Genomic DNA, 15,481 nt, shown 5'->3' on the forward strand with positions numbered 1-15,481 from the left:
TCTACGAGTGCGGAACCTTGTAGGACATCGCCCGCGGGTAGTCGTGCCGGTGCAATCGGACGCGGACGAGGAGCGGTCCGGCGTTGAGCGGGTCGGCCGGGTCGGTGAGGCGGTCCAGGAGGTCGTCCAGCTCGGCGGTGTGCGTGACGCTGACGCCGTTCGCCGGGGTCTTCCCGCCGGCGAAGACGGCCGGGAGGCGGTCGTAGTGCCAGGGGTGCAGGACGTTGTAGAAGTCCGGGTCGGCGGCGTCCCGGTCCGCGTAGAACTCCGGGTGCACCAGCATCTGTTCGATGCCGTAGAAGTGGCCGTTGTCCATGACGAACACCACCGAGCGCAGGCCGAGCCTGGTGTGGGTGGAGAGCTCCTGGCAGGTCTCCTGGAAGGCGCCGTCGCCGACGAACACCATCGGGCGGGCGTCCCCCCGCTCGGGGGCGAGCGCGGCGCCGGTGGCCGCGCCGACCGACCAGCCGATGGACAGCCAGCTGACCTGCGAGAGGAACCCGCCCGCGGGCAGGGACAGGTTCATCGAGCCGATGAGGGAGAACGCGGCGTCCGAGACGACCGTCCAGTCCTCGCCGGTGTCGTGGTTCAGGAAGTGGTTGATCCGGTCGAAGACGCCGTCGTAGGTGAGGTGCTTTCCGTTCGGGTGACTGGATCGCGCTGCGCCGGTGCGGAGGGAGGCGCGGTGCTGTTCGAGGGCCGCGGGGCGGTCGCCCGGCGAGTCGTGGTGGTCGTAGGACTCGGCGTAGTAGTCGGCGGCCAGGCCCTCGGTCCCGTAGGCCTTCACCAGTGCGTCCTGGAGGGCGGGCAGCAGGTGGCGGAGCTGGACGTCGGGGAAATAGGAGGTGCCGACGCTGACGCCGCCGAGCGCGGCCATCACCCAGTCGCCGCCGACGGACTGCTCGCCGCCGAGGTTCTTCGACGTGGACCAGGCGCCGAGCCCGATCCGGCAGGTGGCCCAGTCCTTGAAGACGCGGTGCACATCGGGGTGGCTGGCCGGGCCGTTGTAGACGCCGTGGAACCGCGGCAGGTCCTCGTCGACGACGGCCTTGGCGCCGACGGTGGTGCAGAACGGCACACCGGTGGCCTCCACCAGGCCGGTGAGCTGCTCGCCGAGGCGGAACCGCTCGATCTCCTCGCCGGCCCACACGATCGGGCGGGGCCTGCCGTCCGGGCCGGGGTGCTCCTCTACCAGGGTGAGGACGGCCTGCACGGCGTGGTCCAGCGTGGTCTGGTTGCGTTCGCTGAACGGCCGCTCCCGGGGCACGAGCGGCACCTCCGGTTCGGGGCAGGGCTCGTCCCAGAGGTCCTCCATGATCTCCAGGTAGACCGGGCGGCGCTCGGAGAGGCACGCGGTGAGCGCGGCGTCGATCTGGCCGGGGGCCAGGCCCGGGTTGGAGACGACCTGCGCGTCCACGGTGACCTGCCGGTAGACGTCCAGGTTGCTCTCCGCGCGGGGGCTCATGTGCGAGGTGAGCAGGCCGACGGCCCGGTAGTTCTGCCACTGCTCGTAGGGCGGGGAGGCGTTGACGGCGACCAGCGGCACCTGTTCGACGTAGGCGCCGCCGCAGGCGTTGAGCAGGTTGAACGCGCCCACGCTGTAGGTGACGGCGACCGCTCCCACGCCGTGGATACGGGCGTAGGCGTCGGCGGCCTGGCCCGCGCCGCCCTCGGTGGGGGTGCCCACCCACTCGATGTCGTCCTCCTCCCGCAGGGTGGTCAGGAACGGGCCGAGGTGGTTGCCGGGGACGCCGAACAGATGGGTGATGCCCAACTCGGCCAGCCGCAGGGCGAGATAGCGGGCGACCGTGCACCCGCGGCCGATCGAGGTCACGAGCTCTCCCCCTGCCCGTCCGGGCCCGGGACGGTGACCGGCGGGGCCTGGTGGACGGCGAGCGCGGCGCGGACGGCGCTCTCCAGGGCGCCCTCGATCCAGGCGTGCTTGAGGGAGGTGTGCTCCCCGGCGAAGTGCACCGGGCCCTCGGGCCGGGAGACGTCCAGGTGGAAGCTGGTCATCTGGTGCGCGGTGTAGATGGCGGCCTCGCCGAAGGCGTACGGGTCGCGGGCCCAGCTCTTGGTGGCGCCCTGCCCGGTGAAGAACACCTCGATGCGGCGGCCGTGCAGGGCCTGGAGGTTGCGCAGGGCGTAGACGTAGCGCTCGGCACCGCGCATGGAGTCCCAGCGGGCGGCATCGTCGGACCAGCAGTAGGAGGCGAGGACGACGCCGCCGGTACTGCCCTCGACCCGGTGCGAGGGGTAGTACATGAACCGGTTGGGGTTGTCGGCCGCGGAGCCTCCGCCGAAGCAGTGGGTGGCGGGGCGGACGGCGGGGCCGCGCAGCGGCAGGGTGCTGTCGAGCTGCCGCATCTCCTCGGTGACGGCGCTGTCCTTGACGGCCGCGCCGAGCAGCCCGGCGAAGGCGAGACCGGTCCCGGAGTCCGTGCTGACGACCGTGAGAGCGGTGTCCGCGTCGGCGCCCTGCCGGTAGTGCTCGTACAGCCCCGGCGAGATGCGGTCCAGCTCCTCGCGCCAGTCGTCCTCGGTGAACTCCCACCACCGGTGGCTGAACTCCAGCAGCACCTTGGTGGCCTGGTCGTAGTGGGTCTCGATGATCGCGCGGCGCTTCTTGTACGACATCGAGGGGACGATCTCCACGAAGCGCAGGGCGGAGAACGGGACGGTGACGATCGCCAGGTCCGCCGTCCACAGGCGGGGCGGGGCCTGTGGATCATCCTCGGCGACGGTCTGCACGGCCACGCCCCAGCCGTCGGGTCCGACGGCGCCGGTGCCCTCGGGGTCGGTGTCGCGGCTGGGGTCGTGGTACTCGAGGCGGATCATGCGGTGACCGAGCCGCACCTCGTCGCGCAGACCCTGGTGGAGGGCGTGCGGCAGGCGCCAGTTGCCGCCGGGGATCTCCCAGTAGCGGACGCCCGGGTCGATGTCGCTGCGGCTCAGGAAGCTGTGGAAGAAGGAGAGATGGAGCCGCGAGGACATGTTCTCCAGGGTTCCGACGGCCTCGATGGCCTCGTCGGTGAGCCCGGCGTGGTCGCGCAGGAAGCCGCCCATCGAATAGCCGTCGAAGTCGCGGATCACCCGGGCCCAGCCCTCGACCCACTCCTCGAACGGCTTGTTGACGCGCCGGCCGTCGACCACGTCGGAGTAGTAGTCGCGCACGCATTCCAGCGCGTCGTCGACCATTTTCACGACGGGGGAACGCACTTCGTCGCCGGTGAGGTGGAAGCCCTCGTTGACGCGTTCCGGACCAGCGGCGTAGTCGGAGCGGCGCACCTGGACGCGGTTGGTGCGGATCCAGGAGTTGCCGCGCTTGTCCGGCTCGCGGAAATCGGGGCTGTCGTCGCCGTAGGACCAGGTGCGGCCGGTGAAGGAGGAATACGACACCGGGGGCACGGGGACGTCGGGGCCGCTGCCGGTGCCGGGGTCCACGTCCACGTTGTAGAACTGGCGGCGGCCGAGCCCGAGTTTGTCGACCAGGGCGAGGACGAGCGGGTGGAAGTCGGGCAGCCGCATGGCACCGGCCTCGGCGTACTGGGCCGGGTCGTCGAAGGGCTGGTGGTGCTTGGTGGCCCGGAACGTCTTGATACGCCCGCCGACCCGGCTGGCGTTGGCCTCCAGGACGGTGACCTCGTGGCCGGCGTCCTTGAGTAATCGAGCGGCGACCAGGCCGGTGATTCCGGCGCCGATGACGATGATCTTCTTGCGCGGGTGGTGGGTGGGGCCGAGGCGGCCCGTGTCTATCAGGGTGTGCAGATAGTCGAGTTTGAGGTCCTTGCCGTCCGGCCCGACGAGCAGAAGTTCACGGGCGAGCTTGAGACAGGTCTGCCAGCGCGCACGGGTGGCGGAGCTGTCCCGAGAAGTGTCGGTCATAGCCAGCGATCGTAGATATGGCGAAACGATTTCGTGTTTTTACCGGCGGGTAAAGTCCTGAAAACATCGATCGCCCCTATTGACGGGATTTCACCTTGCTCGAATTCCTTTTCGACGGACGGGAGATTCCCCAGAGACGGAAGGGAATTGGGCTCGAAATCCCATGAATAATTCACTTGCGGAATACGTACCACCACCGACGGCCGCCCGCCGCGTTGTTCAGGGCGGTGTACCGGGTGGCCGAACAATCCGTGGCGGGTCTGAACTGGTGCTACGGAGACGGGTCGTGGCAGGGAGAGGGGTCGTCGATGGGCAACAAAGGGAGCGTCGCGGTCGTGGTCGCCGGGCTGGTGCTGGCCGTCGGGGGGTGTGGGGGCGGCGGGGCCGACAACGCGGACGGAACGGCCGGACCGGCCGGATCGGTCGGCTCGGCCGGGAGGAAATCGGCCTCTGACACGCCGGTTCCGCCGCCGTCGGAGGAATTGGTGAAGTGGGCAGGCGGAGTCTGCGAGTCGACACTCGCCCTCAAGGACCTGCGGGCGGAGAGCGCCGCCGATCTGAAGGAGATCCGGGGCGCGGGCGAGGGGGATCTCGCCGCCCGGGCCACCGCCGTCGGCTACCTCTTCAGCACACCGTCCGCGGTGGACAGTGTGCAGAGCGGCCTGGAGGACCTCGACCCGTCGGGCGTTCCGGCGGCCGACCGGATGCTCGACGCCCTGCGGAAAAAGGTGAACGGTGTCGCGGCGAAGCTCGAGGGGGTGTCACCGGCGGTGGCTCTCGAGGACGCGGGGGACGAGGCCGCGGACGTCGACAGGCTCGTCCAGTCCCTCACCCCGCCGAAGCCGGACCTGCCCGAGCTCACCGAGAAGGACCCGCGGCTCGCGGCCGCGTACCGGAAGGCCGCCCCGTGCGCCCCGGGCTGGAAGCCCGGCGAGGAAACCGGCGATCCGGACACGCCCGACCCCACCGGCCCGTTGCCCGAGGCGGCGGACGGCAGGAACTACGCCGCCTGCTCGGACGGCGGGTGCGAGGTCCTGGTGACCTCTCCGGCGGACATCACGGCGAACGGGACGACGGTCCATGTCACCGTGGCGGACGAGCACGTCACCCTGCAGACGGACGGCACGGTGATGCAGCTCGGCGGCACGGGCGGCGAGGCGGGGTTCGGCAACGCGCTGAAGGCGACCGTCGTCGCGCACAACGAGGACGGTGCCGTGCTGAAGTTCAGCACTCCCTGAGCCCCTAGCCCCCTTCGCACACCTCCCGGTACCCGAGTCGCGGCAGGCGTTCCTCCCAGTCGGCCCGGGTGAGGACACCGGCCGTGCGGGCACAGGCGTAGTGGGCCGCGCGGGCCGGGTCCAGGGTCCAGACGCGGGCCGTCAGGTCGTAGCCCGCGGAGGCGAGGGCGTCGCCCCTGGGGCTGAAGGCGACGGTGGTGACGGTGTCGAGATGGCCGGTGAGTTCCTGGCCGGCGGGCTCGGCACGGGCCGGGGCGGCCACGTCCCACAGCCGGACCGCGTGGTCGCCGCCACCGGTCGCCAGGGTCTTCCCGTCCGGGGCGAACGCCAGGGCCCGGACCTCCCCGCGGTGTCCCGTCAGCGGTTCTCCCCACGGGCGTACCCGGCCGTCCTCCCCGACGTCCCACAGCCGCACCGTGCGGTCGTCGCTGCCCGTCGCCAGCGTCTTCCCGTCCGGGGCGAACGCCACCGCGTTGACCGCCTCGTCGTGTCCGCGGAGGGCGGCGCCCGCGGGGCGGGCCGGTGTTCCGCCGCCCACGTGCCACAGCCGGGTCGTCGAGTCCTCGGAGGCGGTGGCCAGGAGACGGCCGCCGCGTGCGAAGGCCACGGAGGTGACGGTGTCCCGGTGGCCGCGCAGCGGCTCGCCGAGCGGCCGGACACGGTCGGGTCGCCGGACGTCCCACAGCCGCACCGTGTCGTCCTCGCCGCCGGTGGCCACCGTGCGGCCGTCCGGCGCGAAGGCCACGGCGGAGGTGCCGCCGTCGTGTGCGGGCAGGGGCGCTCCCAGGGGCGCGGGGCGGTCGGGCGTGGAGACGTCCCACAGGCGTACGGTGCCGTCCGCGCTGCCGCTGACCACCGTACGGCCGTCCGGGGCGAACGCCAGGGCGAGCACCTGGTCCTCGTGGGCGAGCGGCCGCGGCAGCCGGCGCGGACGGTCCGGCCGGCGTACGTCCCACAGGCGGATCAGCCCGTCGTCGGTGCTCGCGGCGGCGAGGAGGCGGCGGTCGGGGCTGAAGGCGACCGCGGTCACCGGGTTGGTGAAGTCGGTGAGGACGCTCGGCGGCCGGTGCCAGAGCAGGACGCTCCCGTCGGCGCCGGTGCTGGCGAGGGTACGGCCGTCGCGGCTGAACGCCACCTCCCAGACGGCCTCGGTGTGGCCGGTCAGCGGCTCCCCGAGCTGTTGCGGATAGGCCGGGTTGGCCACGTTCCACAGGACGGGCGCGTCGTCCTCGCCCGCGCTCGCCAGGGTCTCGCCGTCGGGGCTGAACGCCACCGACATGACGGGCGCGGTGTGCGCGGTGAGCGGTTCGCCCAGCGGTGCGACGCGGCCCGGGCGGGACGTGTCCCACAGACGTACGGTCTCGTCGAAGCCGGCGGTGGCCAGCGTCCGGCCGTCCGGTGAGAAGGCCAGCGTCCAGACGGGCGCGGTGTGGGCGCGCAGGGGCTTGCCCAGCGGTGCGGGGCCGTCGTCCTCGCCGTAGCGCCACATCCGTACGGTGCCGTCGTAGCCGGCCGTGGCCAGCGTGCGGCCCTCCGGCGCGAACGCGACCGCGCGGACACTGCCGTCGTCCGACGCGTCGGCCTCGGCGGGCTCGCCGAGCGGTGTGGGGCGGGCCGGGTCGGCCAGGTTCCACAGCCGTACGGTTCCGTCGTCGCCGGCGGTGGCCAGTGTCCTGCCGTCGGGGGCGAACGCGGCGGAGACGACGTTCTCCTCGTCGTGGCTCACCAGTGGGCGGCCCAGGGCGCGGGGCCGCTCCCGGTCCCGTACGTCCCACAGCCGGATGGCGCCGCCTTCCCCGGTGGCCGCCAGCAGGTTCCCGCCGGACGGTGCGAAGGCGACCGCGCCGACCCGGGCCGTGCCGAGCCGCAGGGGTCCGCCCAGGGCCTTCCCGGTGGTGGCGTCCCACAGCCGGACCGTGCCGTCGTGGCCGCCGCTCGCGAGGGTGCGGCCGTCGGGCGCGTACGCCACGGAGCTGCCGACCCCGTCGTGCCCGCCGGGCAGCCGGGTGGGCAGCACCCGGCCCGCGTCCGAGGCCAGCCGGGTCCTGAGGTCCGGGGTGGAGCGCATGCGGTACGCGGCGACATCGAGCCGGGCCGCCAGCCCGGCGTCGGTCTCGCGGACCCGGTCGGCCTCGGCGGTGAGCCGGCCGAAGACGGCCTCGTCCCGTTCGGCCTGCGCGGTGGCGCGGGCCTGGAGGGCGACGACGGCGGTGCCGGTGGCGAGCAGGGCGAGCGCGGCGAGTACGGCCACGACGGTGCGGCGCAGCAGCGCGGCACGTTGCCGCCGTCCGAGCGAGGTGGTGAGGAACCGCCGCTCCAGGGGCGTCAGTTCGTCGCTGTCCCGGGCCGCCTCGCCGTCCGCCGGGAAGGCGTCGCGGGCTGCGCTCAGCCGGGAGCCCGCGTAGAGCGCGGCGTTCTCCTGCCCGAGTCTCTGCCAGGTCCGGGCGGCCTCGGAGAGCGCGCGGTGGACGCGCAGCCGGTCGCGCTCGGCGTCGATCCAGCCGCGCAGCCGGGGCCAGGCGGTGATCAGGGCCTCGTGGGCGAGGTCGACGGTGCCGTCGTCGAAGGTGAGGAGCCGGGCCCGGGCCAGACGCTCCAGGACGACCCGGGTGTCGGCGGGGCTGCCGAAGTCGAGCTCCGCGCGGTCGGTGGGGCGGCGCGTGTCGGGTGTCCCGTCGCCGGGGGCGACCAGCCGGAGCAGAACCCGGCGAGCCAGCTCGGCCTGCACCGCGGTCAGTTCGCCGTACACCTCCTCGGCCGTCCGCACGACGGCACCGTGCAGTCCCCCGGCCGCCTCGTACGCGGTCTCGGTCAGGGCACGGCCGCTGCGGTGGCGCCAGGTCTCCAGCAGGGCGTGCGACATCAGCGGCAGCCCGCCCGGGGCGTCCTCGACCTCGTCCAGGAGGCGGTCGGTCAGGGCGCGTTCGACGATCAGTCCGGCCGTGGCGGCCGGGCGGACGATGGCGTCCCGCAGTTCCGCGCGGCTCATCGGCCCGGCGAGCAGCGTGGCGTCCTGCAACGCGGCGGTGAGCCCGGGGTGTTCGGCGCAGCGGCCGAGGAAGTCGGCCCGGACCGCGATGACGACGCGCAGTCGGCTGCCGGCGTCGGTGGCGGCGACGAGGCGGTCGACGAAGGCGTCCCGGTCGGCCGGGTCGGCGCCGAGGGTGTACAGCTCCTCGAACTGGTCGACGATCAGCCAGGTGTCGGCGTCCGTGCCGGGGACGGGCTCCAGCCGGCCGGCGTGCGTGTGCAGCGGGTCCGCGCCCGGGGTGAGGATCCGTACGGCCGCGGGCGGCACGCCGTCGTCGGAGGCCGTCCGCAGCCGGGGGATGAGACCGGCGCGCAGCAGGGAGGACTTGCCGCTGCCGGAGGGGCCGAAGACGGCGGTGAAGCGGTGCTTGCGGTTGAGCTCGGCGAGCCGCTCCACGAGCTGGTCACGGCCGAAGAACAGCTCGGCGTCGCCCGGTTCGAACCGGGTCAGGCCCCGGTAGGGCGGCCGGGCGGTCTCGTCGGCGGCGGCCTCGGCGGCCAGTTCGTCCGACGCCTCGCGCCAGCGCCGCTCCCACTCGGCGAGGTCGCCGCCGCAGGCCTTCACATAGGCGAGCGTCACCGCCCGGGTGGGCAGCTGCCTGCCCGCCGCGGCCTGCGACAGGGTGGTCACTCCGTACCGCGCCCGCCGGGCCATCTCCCGGTAGGTGGGCCTGCCCGCGGACTCCCGCAGCGCGCGCAGCCCGGCGGCGAACCGCGGCACCGGCCCGGCCGCCGGATCCAGCTCGCCCTCGGCTCTGCCCGGTCCCGCTTGTCCCGGCACGTCCCCGCCCCTCCCCCTCGTACGCCCTCCCCCGACCTTCGGCCGAATCGGCGGGCGGGACACCGGCGTTCACTCATTCCTCACCCTTCCTCCAGGCCACTCGGCACCGCGCGCGCCCCCGGGTTGTTCGGCGCGGGGAGAGGGCCTGCCGAACAACCCCGTACGGCGGTCGACTTCTGGTGGGCCACGGCGCGGCCCGAGCCCGGCGAGGGGAGGGCTCGGGCCGCGCCGCGCATCCACGAGAAGGAGAGTCATGTACGGACGACATCGGCATCTCGCCGTGGGGCTCGGGGCGGCGGTCCTCGCGCTGACACTCACGGCACCCGCCCCCGCGAAAACCGCGGCGGAGCGGTACGGCTGGGGAGAACCGCTCCCCGCGTGGTCGGACGAGTTCGGCTACGGCTCCGAGGCCGCCCCGGCCGTGCCCGACCGCGCCAAGTGGCGCCTGGCGGGCGGCAACCCCGGCGCCTGCTGGCCCGGCCACGCCGGCAACGGCCGCCGCTGCGACGCCAGCACCCGGGTCGTCGGCGGCATCCTGCGCATGACCGGCGAGACCGGCGGCGACACCGGCTGGCTCGCCTCGCAGTACGGGCAGCGGTACGGCCGGTGGGAGGCCCGCGTCCGCTCCCGGGCCACCGCCCCCGACAACGGCCGGACGTACCACCCGCTGCTGATCCTGTGGCCGGACTCCAACCGGCATCCCGAGGACGGCGAGTACGACTTCCTGGAGAACGGCGCCCCCGGCGAGGACTGCGCGGAGGCGTTCCTGCACTACCCGCACCCCGAGGACGTGCCCGTCCAGCAGGAGCACGCGCGCCAGTGCGGTGTGGACCTGTCGCGGTGGCACAACGTCGCCGTCGAGTGGACCCCGGACCATCTGCGCGGCTTCCTCGACGGCGAGGAGTGGTTCCGCTTCTCCGGCGGCGCGAACGAGGACCGGGGCTGCATCCAGTGCGCCCCGTCGATGCACCAGACCATCCAGCTCGACAACTTCCACGGGGACGGCCTGCAGAGCGCGGTCTACGAGGTGGACTGGGCGCGGGTCTACGCCCTGCCCGAAGACGAAGACGAAGACGTGAGGTGAGGGCGATGCGGGACTCCACGACGACACATATGCCGAAATCCCTGATCTGGATCCTCGTCCTGGTCTGCGTGCACGGGATCGGAACCTTCTTCGGCGGCTGGGCGGTCATCGACGAGAACCAGAGCAAGCTGGACCACGGGCAGGACCCCCTGATGCCGATGGCGATGGCCTGGTTGCTGGCGCTGTTCTGCTGCGGACTTGCGGCGCTGAACATCACCTGTGCCGTGCTGGCACGCGGGCGGCGCTACTGGGTGCGTGTCGCGCTCATCGTGTGCCTGTCGCTCGCGGCCCTGGGGATGGTCTTCGCCTTCCTCGGTTCGCTGACCGCCGGAGCGCCGAGCCACCCGGCGTTCCTGGTCGCGTGCGCGGACCTGGCGGCCCTGTGGACCGTGAGCGGCGAGACGGGCCGCCAGTACTTCTCCGTACGGGCCGCGGCTCCGGGGGTGACCACACCATGACCCACCCGGCATACGAACCTCCGCGGGCGCAGGCCCCCGCCGACCCACTCGCGGTGGCCCTCGGCAACGCCACACTGCTCGGCATCGGCTATCTGCTGCTGCGCCGGTGGCGGTGGGCGGCGGTCGCCGTGATCGGCACGGTCGTGCTCGTCGACCTCACCGCGAAGACCGCCGAGATCTGGTGCGAGATCCTGCTGCTCCTGTGGTGGACGGCCGGCATCGCCCACGGCTGGTTCCTGGCCCGCCGCGGCCCGGAGCGGGCGGTACGGCGCGGGCAGCGCGCCGGCACACTCACCCTCGCGCTCGCGGTCGTCCTGACCGCCGCCCTGCTCCGTATCGACGCGTACGGCATAGAGAACCGTGTGACCGAGGCCCGCGAGGGCGGCGACTGCGGGGCGGCCGTGGCCGCGCAGGGCGAGGTCGGGTGGGGCCACCGTCTGGCGGGCGGGCCGGTGGTGGAACCCGGCGACGCGGTGGTGGAGGCGTGCCGCCGGCTCGACGGGGCGGCGGCCACCCTGGCCCTCGCCGCGCGCAGGGGCAGCACCGAGGACCTTGGGCGGGGCTTCGGCACGCTCGCCGGAGTCCTCCTCGAACCCGGCAACGAACAGACGGTCGGGACGGTCCTGGACACCTTCCTCGACGCCCTGCCCACCGACGACTCCTGCGACACCGCCGCCCTCACCGCCTGGCTCCGCGACCGGGGCCCCAGCCACGACGTCCTGGACCGCTCCGCCGGCACGGCGGCCCACACGGAACCGGCCGCCCTGGTGGGCTGCGGCGACCACCTGATGACCGAGGACGCCTGGCGGCAGGCGCGCACGCACTACCAGCGGCTCCTCGACACCTACCCGGACGACGCCCGCGAGGGCGAGGCCCGCGACGGCGTGCGCGAGGCCACGCTCGCCATCGAACTGAACCACGTGCGCGGCCTGGTCGAGGACGCGTACGACGCCCGCTCCGGCTACTGCGCCGAGCCGGCCAAATACGGCGGAGCCCCGCCGTACCGCAAGGGCTCCGGCCGCGCGCTGTTCCTCGGCGACGAGGAGTACACCGATCAGCTCCCCGCCTCCTGGCGCACCGGCGACCCCGCCAAGGCCGCCCTCGTGGTCTGCGCCGGCGAGGCGGAGAACGGGGCCGCCGTCCAGACCTGCCCGTACGAGAACAAGAAGTCCGAGTACCTCCCCCACCAAGTGACCTTCTACAAGGTCAAGGTCCCCCTGAAGATCTACGAACTCCGCACCGGCAAGCGCCTCGATCCCCACTCGGTCCAGATCGGCGGCGGAAGCTGCCCGAGCATCCTGCGCTACACGTCCTACGGCACCTACGACCTGGGCCCGGGCGACCAGTTCGTCTCCACGTCCAAGTCGGGCGTACGCAACGCCTTCGGCCCGGCCGTCGGCCGCTGAGCCCACGGCCGGGATCGCGACGCAAACAGGTGAATGCGGCGGCCGCGCCGGTAGCGGCCGAGGTGCCCCCGGGAAGGCATGCCCCATGCCGAAGTTCCTCATCCAGGCCACGTACACGCCCGAAGGCACCAAAGGGCTGCTCAAGGAAGGTGCCAGTGGGCGGCGGGCTGCCGTCGACCAGGTCGTCTCCGGGCTCGGGGGGCAGGTCGAGGTCATGTACTTCACCTTCGGGACGGACGACCTCGTGATGATCATCGACTTTCCCGACACCGTCTCCATGGCCGCCGTCAGCCTCACCGTCAAGGCCAGCGGTGCCGTGCAGTCCCGGGCGACCCCGCTGCTCACCGTCGAAGAGATCGACGAGGCCACCCGCCGGCAGGTCGCGTTTCGCGCTCCTGGAACGTAGGCAGCCGTCAGGGCGCATTACCTTGTGAGGCATGGGGGGCATACGCAGGGACCCACGAGGGTGGTGGGCGCACGCGCGGGCGTTGACGGCCGCCAATCCGCTCGTCGTCGACATCGGCATCGCGCTGCTCGTGCAGTGCGCGATGACCATGCCGTTCGTCGTGCCGCGTGCGGCCGGGGCGCCGCCCGCGACCTGGGGCGCCTACGGGCTGAGCACGCTCACCGTGCTGCCCCTGGTCTGGCGGCGGCGCGCTCCCGTCGCCGTGCTGTTCGCGATGCTGGCCGCCACCTTGCTGTACGGGCTGGCCGTGGACGGGCCCGGGCAGCCGCTGCCGTACACCGGGCTCGTGATCACGTACACGATCGCCGCGCTGTCGACCGCGCGGAAGCGGCTGGTCAGCGCGGGTGTGCTGCTGGTCGCCGTGCCGGTGGGGGTGTGGCTCAACACACGGTCCGCGCGTGAACTGACCTTCTCCCTCATCGTGTTCACGGCCGCCTATGTCTTCGGGCGGCTCACCGATGCCCGCCAGCGGGCGAACCGCGTCGAGGCCGAGCAGGCCGCCGCACGCGAACGAGCCCGGATCGCACGGGAGATGCACGACATCCTCTCCCACGCCGTGAGCCTGATGATCGTGCAGGCGGAGGCCGGGCCGGTGGCGGTGCGTGCCGCGCCCGAGCGGGCGGAGGCCGCCTTCGACGCCATCTCCGCGACCGGGCGGGACGCCATGACACAGCTGCGCCGGATGCTGGGCGTGCTGCGGGAGGGGGCCGACGACGACGCCGCCCCGCGTGAACCGCAGCCGGGGCTCGCGGAGCTGCCCGCCCTACTCGACCGGGTGCGGGCCGGGGGCCTCGACGTCACCTACGGGACGGCGGGAGACGTCCGGCGCGTGCCGGAGGCGGTGGCCGCCACCGTCTTCCGGATCGTCCAGGAGTCCCTCACCAATACCGTCCGGCATTCCGGTGCCCATACCGTCGCGGTACAACTCACCTATGAGGGAAGCGACTTGGATGTCAGGGTGACCGATGACGGGCACGGGCCGCGACCCGGCCACGGGGGGCGCGGGCACGGGCGCGGGCTCGCCGGGATACGGGAGCGGGCAGCGGCACACGGAGGGAGCGCGGTGACCGGGCGGGGAGCGGACGGCCGGGGGTTCGAGGTGCGTGTGACGATCCCCGTACCGGCCACCGCGGAGGTGACGCGGTGACGATCCGTGTCGTGGTGGCCGACGACCAGGAGCTGGTGCGCAGCGGCTTCGCGATGATCCTGGACGTGCAGCCGGACATCGAGGTCGTCGCGGAAGCGGGCGACGGGGCCGAGGCGGTCGAGGCGGTGCGACGGCACGCGCCCGATGTGGTGCTGCTCGACATCCGGATGCCGCACATGGACGGCATCGAGGCCTGCCGCACGATCAGCGCCCTGGGCGACTGCCGGACCGTGATGCTCACGACCTTCGACTCCGACGAGTACGTGTACGAGGCGCTGCACGCGGGCGCGAGCGGCTTCCTGCTCAAGGACGTACGCCGGGACGATCTCGTGCACGCCGTACGGGTCGTCGCCCGGGGCGACTCGCTGCTCGCGCCGTCCGTGGCCCGGCGCCTGGTCGAGCAGTACACCCGGCCCGCCGCCGCCCGGCCCCGCCGCCCCGATCCCCGCCTCGATGTGCTGACCGGGCGGGAGCGGGAGACGCTGCTGCTGCTCGCGCGGGGCCTGTCCAACGCCGAGATCGCCGCCGAGCTGGTGGTCAGCGACCACACGGTGAAGACGCATGTCGGCAATGTGCTGGCGAAGCTGGGGCTGCGGGACCGGATCCAGGCCGTGATCTGCGCCTACGAGACGGGTCTGATCGCGGCCGGCGATCCCCCGCCCGGGGGATCGGGCCCGGCCGGTTCCTCCCCCGCGTCGGCGAGGAACTGACTGCCCTGGACCGCCCGCGGGGGCGATCCGCCGGGCGCCTCGGGTCCGGAGGATGGAGCCGTCCTGAACAACGGTTCCATTCAACGGAGTTGACCTATGAACCGCACCCGTTTGCTGACCGCCGTGCTCGTCGTCGGTGTCGTGGCGGGGCCGTCGGTCGTCCCGGCCGCCGCGACCGGAACGGCCGACCCGACCGCCGTGGTGTCCGCGCGATCCTCGAACCCCGCCCTGGAGGCCGCCATCGCCGGCCTGCCCTCGGCCGACGCGACCGCGGCGCTGGTGCGCGTCTCAGGCCCCGAGGGCGTCTGGCGCGGCAGTTCGGGCGTGCACGATCTGCGGACGAACCGGCCGGCCGATCCGGCGGCCCGGTTCCGGGCCGGTTCCGTGACCAAGGTCTTCACGGCGGCGGTCGCCCTGCAACTGGCCTCCGAGGGCGAGCTGGACCTGGACCGCAGTGCCCACTCGTATCTGCCGGACCTGATCCCGGCGTCGTACGCGGGCGTCACCGTCCGGCAGCTCCTGAACCACACGCACGGCATCCCGGCCCCCGACTTCCCCGGCACCACGGTCGAGGAGGCGTACGCGAACCGCTTCCACGTCTACGACCCCCGGGAGATGGTCCGCTCGGCGACGTCGAAGCAGCCGGAGTTCGCGCCGGGCGAGCGGCAGCACTACCTCAACATCGGCTACACGATCGCCGGTCTGCTCATCGAGCGCGTCACCGGTGACTCCTACGAGCGTCAGGTCGCCCGGCGGGTGCTCAAGCCGCTCGGGCTGTGCGACACCTACTTCCCGGGGGCGAACCCTCGGATCCTCGGACCGCACAACCGCGGCTACCAGAGGATGCGGCTGGACGACGGCACGGTCGGGCTCCGCGACGTGACCTTGTGGGGGGCCACGGACGCCTGGGCGGCCGGGGACATCATCTCGACCACGGCGGACCTCGAACGGTTCACCAAGGCCCTTTTCCAGGGCCGGGTGGTGCGCGGGCCGCTGCTGGAGGAGATGTTCACCCTGCCGAAGGTGACCGACTCCAAGACCGGGAAGCCGGCCGCGTACGCCTCGGGCCTGTCGATGAAGGTGCTGGGCGGGCGCGAGGTGTGGGGCAAGACGGGCGGGCGCTGGGGGTACAACGCGGCCATCGCGGGCACCAACGAGGGCTCCCGCTCCCGCACCCTCGTCTACAGCGTCAACTCCACCGACGCCAAGGGCCAGGGCATGAACAAGGTGGCCGAGGCCCTCATGGTGGCGACCTACGGCAGGCCGTAGCGGCCCC

General features: G+C 73.1%; 11 protein-coding genes. 8 read left to right on the forward strand and 3 right to left on the reverse strand.

The window, feature by feature from the left end:
• Window position 1: 1 nt before the first annotated feature.
• Together ACFT32_RS21845 and ACFT32_RS21850 are read right to left on the reverse strand one after the other, a co-directional pair.
• Window positions 2–1,834: a thiamine pyrophosphate-binding protein gene (locus tag ACFT32_RS21845; RefSeq protein WP_382491646.1), complete on the reverse strand. Its 1,833-nt coding sequence runs from the start codon at window positions 1,832–1,834 to the stop codon at window positions 2–4.
• Window positions 1,831–3,885, reverse strand: a complete 2,055-nt coding sequence (locus tag ACFT32_RS21850; protein ID WP_382491649.1) for a flavin monoamine oxidase family protein — start codon at window positions 3,883–3,885, stop codon at window positions 1,831–1,833. Before ACFT32_RS21850 ends, ACFT32_RS21845 begins: the two co-directional genes overlap by 4 nt.
• Before the next feature lie 308 nt (window positions 3,886–4,193).
• On the opposite strand from ACFT32_RS21850, the gene ACFT32_RS21855 reads away from it, so the two are divergent.
• Window positions 4,194–5,123 (forward strand): hypothetical protein, encoded by a 930-nt coding sequence (locus ACFT32_RS21855; RefSeq protein ID WP_382491652.1) that lies wholly within the window; start codon window positions 4,194–4,196, stop codon window positions 5,121–5,123.
• 4 nt (window positions 5,124–5,127) lie between these two features.
• Here ACFT32_RS21855 and ACFT32_RS21860 read toward each other — a convergent pair whose 3' ends face one another.
• On the reverse strand, window positions 5,128–8,934 hold the full coding sequence (locus ACFT32_RS21860; RefSeq protein ID WP_382491654.1) for a WD40 repeat domain-containing protein: 3,807 nt from the start codon (window positions 8,932–8,934) through the stop codon (window positions 5,128–5,130).
• A gap of 253 nt (window positions 8,935–9,187) precedes the next feature.
• On the opposite strand from ACFT32_RS21860, the gene ACFT32_RS21865 reads away from it, so the two are divergent.
• From ACFT32_RS21865 to ACFT32_RS21895, 7 genes are all read left to right on the forward strand, one after another.
• The gene (locus ACFT32_RS21865; protein ID WP_382491656.1) at window positions 9,188–10,018 is read left to right on the forward strand and encodes a glycoside hydrolase family 16 protein; all 831 of its coding nucleotides are present in this window, start codon (window positions 9,188–9,190) and stop codon (window positions 10,016–10,018) included.
• Between the two features lie 29 nt (window positions 10,019–10,047).
• The gene (locus tag ACFT32_RS21870; RefSeq protein WP_382491659.1) at window positions 10,048–10,476 is read left to right on the forward strand and encodes a hypothetical protein; all 429 of its coding nucleotides are present in this window, start codon (window positions 10,048–10,050) and stop codon (window positions 10,474–10,476) included.
• Complete coding sequence (locus ACFT32_RS21875; RefSeq protein WP_382491662.1) at window positions 10,473–11,882, forward strand: hypothetical protein; 1,410 nt, start codon at window positions 10,473–10,475, stop codon at window positions 11,880–11,882. Before ACFT32_RS21870 ends, ACFT32_RS21875 begins: the two co-directional genes overlap by 4 nt.
• Before the next feature lie 85 nt (window positions 11,883–11,967).
• Window positions 11,968–12,288 carry a GYD domain-containing protein gene (locus ACFT32_RS21880; protein ID WP_382491665.1) on the forward strand — a complete coding sequence of 107 codons (321 nt, stop codon included), beginning with the start codon at window positions 11,968–11,970 and terminating at the stop codon, window positions 12,286–12,288.
• A 31-nt stretch (window positions 12,289–12,319) separates the two neighbouring features.
• Window positions 12,320–13,495 (forward strand): sensor histidine kinase, encoded by a 1,176-nt coding sequence (locus ACFT32_RS21885; RefSeq protein ID WP_382491668.1) that lies wholly within the window; start codon window positions 12,320–12,322, stop codon window positions 13,493–13,495.
• On the forward strand, window positions 13,492–14,205 hold the full coding sequence (locus ACFT32_RS21890; RefSeq protein ID WP_382491671.1) for a response regulator: 714 nt from the start codon (window positions 13,492–13,494) through the stop codon (window positions 14,203–14,205). The genes ACFT32_RS21885 and ACFT32_RS21890 overlap by 4 nt, the downstream gene beginning before the upstream one ends.
• Before the next feature lie 96 nt (window positions 14,206–14,301).
• On the forward strand, window positions 14,302–15,474 hold the full coding sequence (locus ACFT32_RS21895; RefSeq protein WP_382491674.1) for a serine hydrolase domain-containing protein: 1,173 nt from the start codon (window positions 14,302–14,304) through the stop codon (window positions 15,472–15,474).
• Window positions 15,475–15,481: the final 7 nt, after the last annotated feature.

The sequence above is a fragment of the Streptomyces sp. NPDC057002 genome, assembly GCF_042673825.1.
GTDB lineage: Bacteria > Actinomycetota > Actinomycetes > Streptomycetales > Streptomycetaceae > Streptomyces.

Coding starts and splice junctions, on each gene's coding strand:
- ACFT32_RS21870 (WP_382491659.1), top strand. CDS start 10,048: ATGCCGAAATCCCTGATCTGGATCCTCGTCCTGGTCTGCGTGCACGGG.
- ACFT32_RS21875 (WP_382491662.1), top strand. CDS start 10,473: ATGACCCACCCGGCATACGAACCTCCGCGGGCGCAGGCCCCCGCCGAC.
- ACFT32_RS21855 (WP_382491652.1), top strand. CDS start 4,194: ATGGGCAACAAAGGGAGCGTCGCGGTCGTGGTCGCCGGGCTGGTGCTG.
- ACFT32_RS21885 (WP_382491668.1), top strand. CDS start 12,320: ATGGGGGGCATACGCAGGGACCCACGAGGGTGGTGGGCGCACGCGCGG.
- ACFT32_RS21865 (WP_382491656.1), top strand. CDS start 9,188: ATGTACGGACGACATCGGCATCTCGCCGTGGGGCTCGGGGCGGCGGTC.
- ACFT32_RS21880 (WP_382491665.1), top strand. CDS start 11,968: ATGCCGAAGTTCCTCATCCAGGCCACGTACACGCCCGAAGGCACCAAA.
- ACFT32_RS21895 (WP_382491674.1), top strand. CDS start 14,302: ATGAACCGCACCCGTTTGCTGACCGCCGTGCTCGTCGTCGGTGTCGTG.
- ACFT32_RS21850 (WP_382491649.1), bottom strand. CDS start 3,885: ATGACCGACACTTCTCGGGACAGCTCCGCCACCCGTGCGCGCTGGCAG.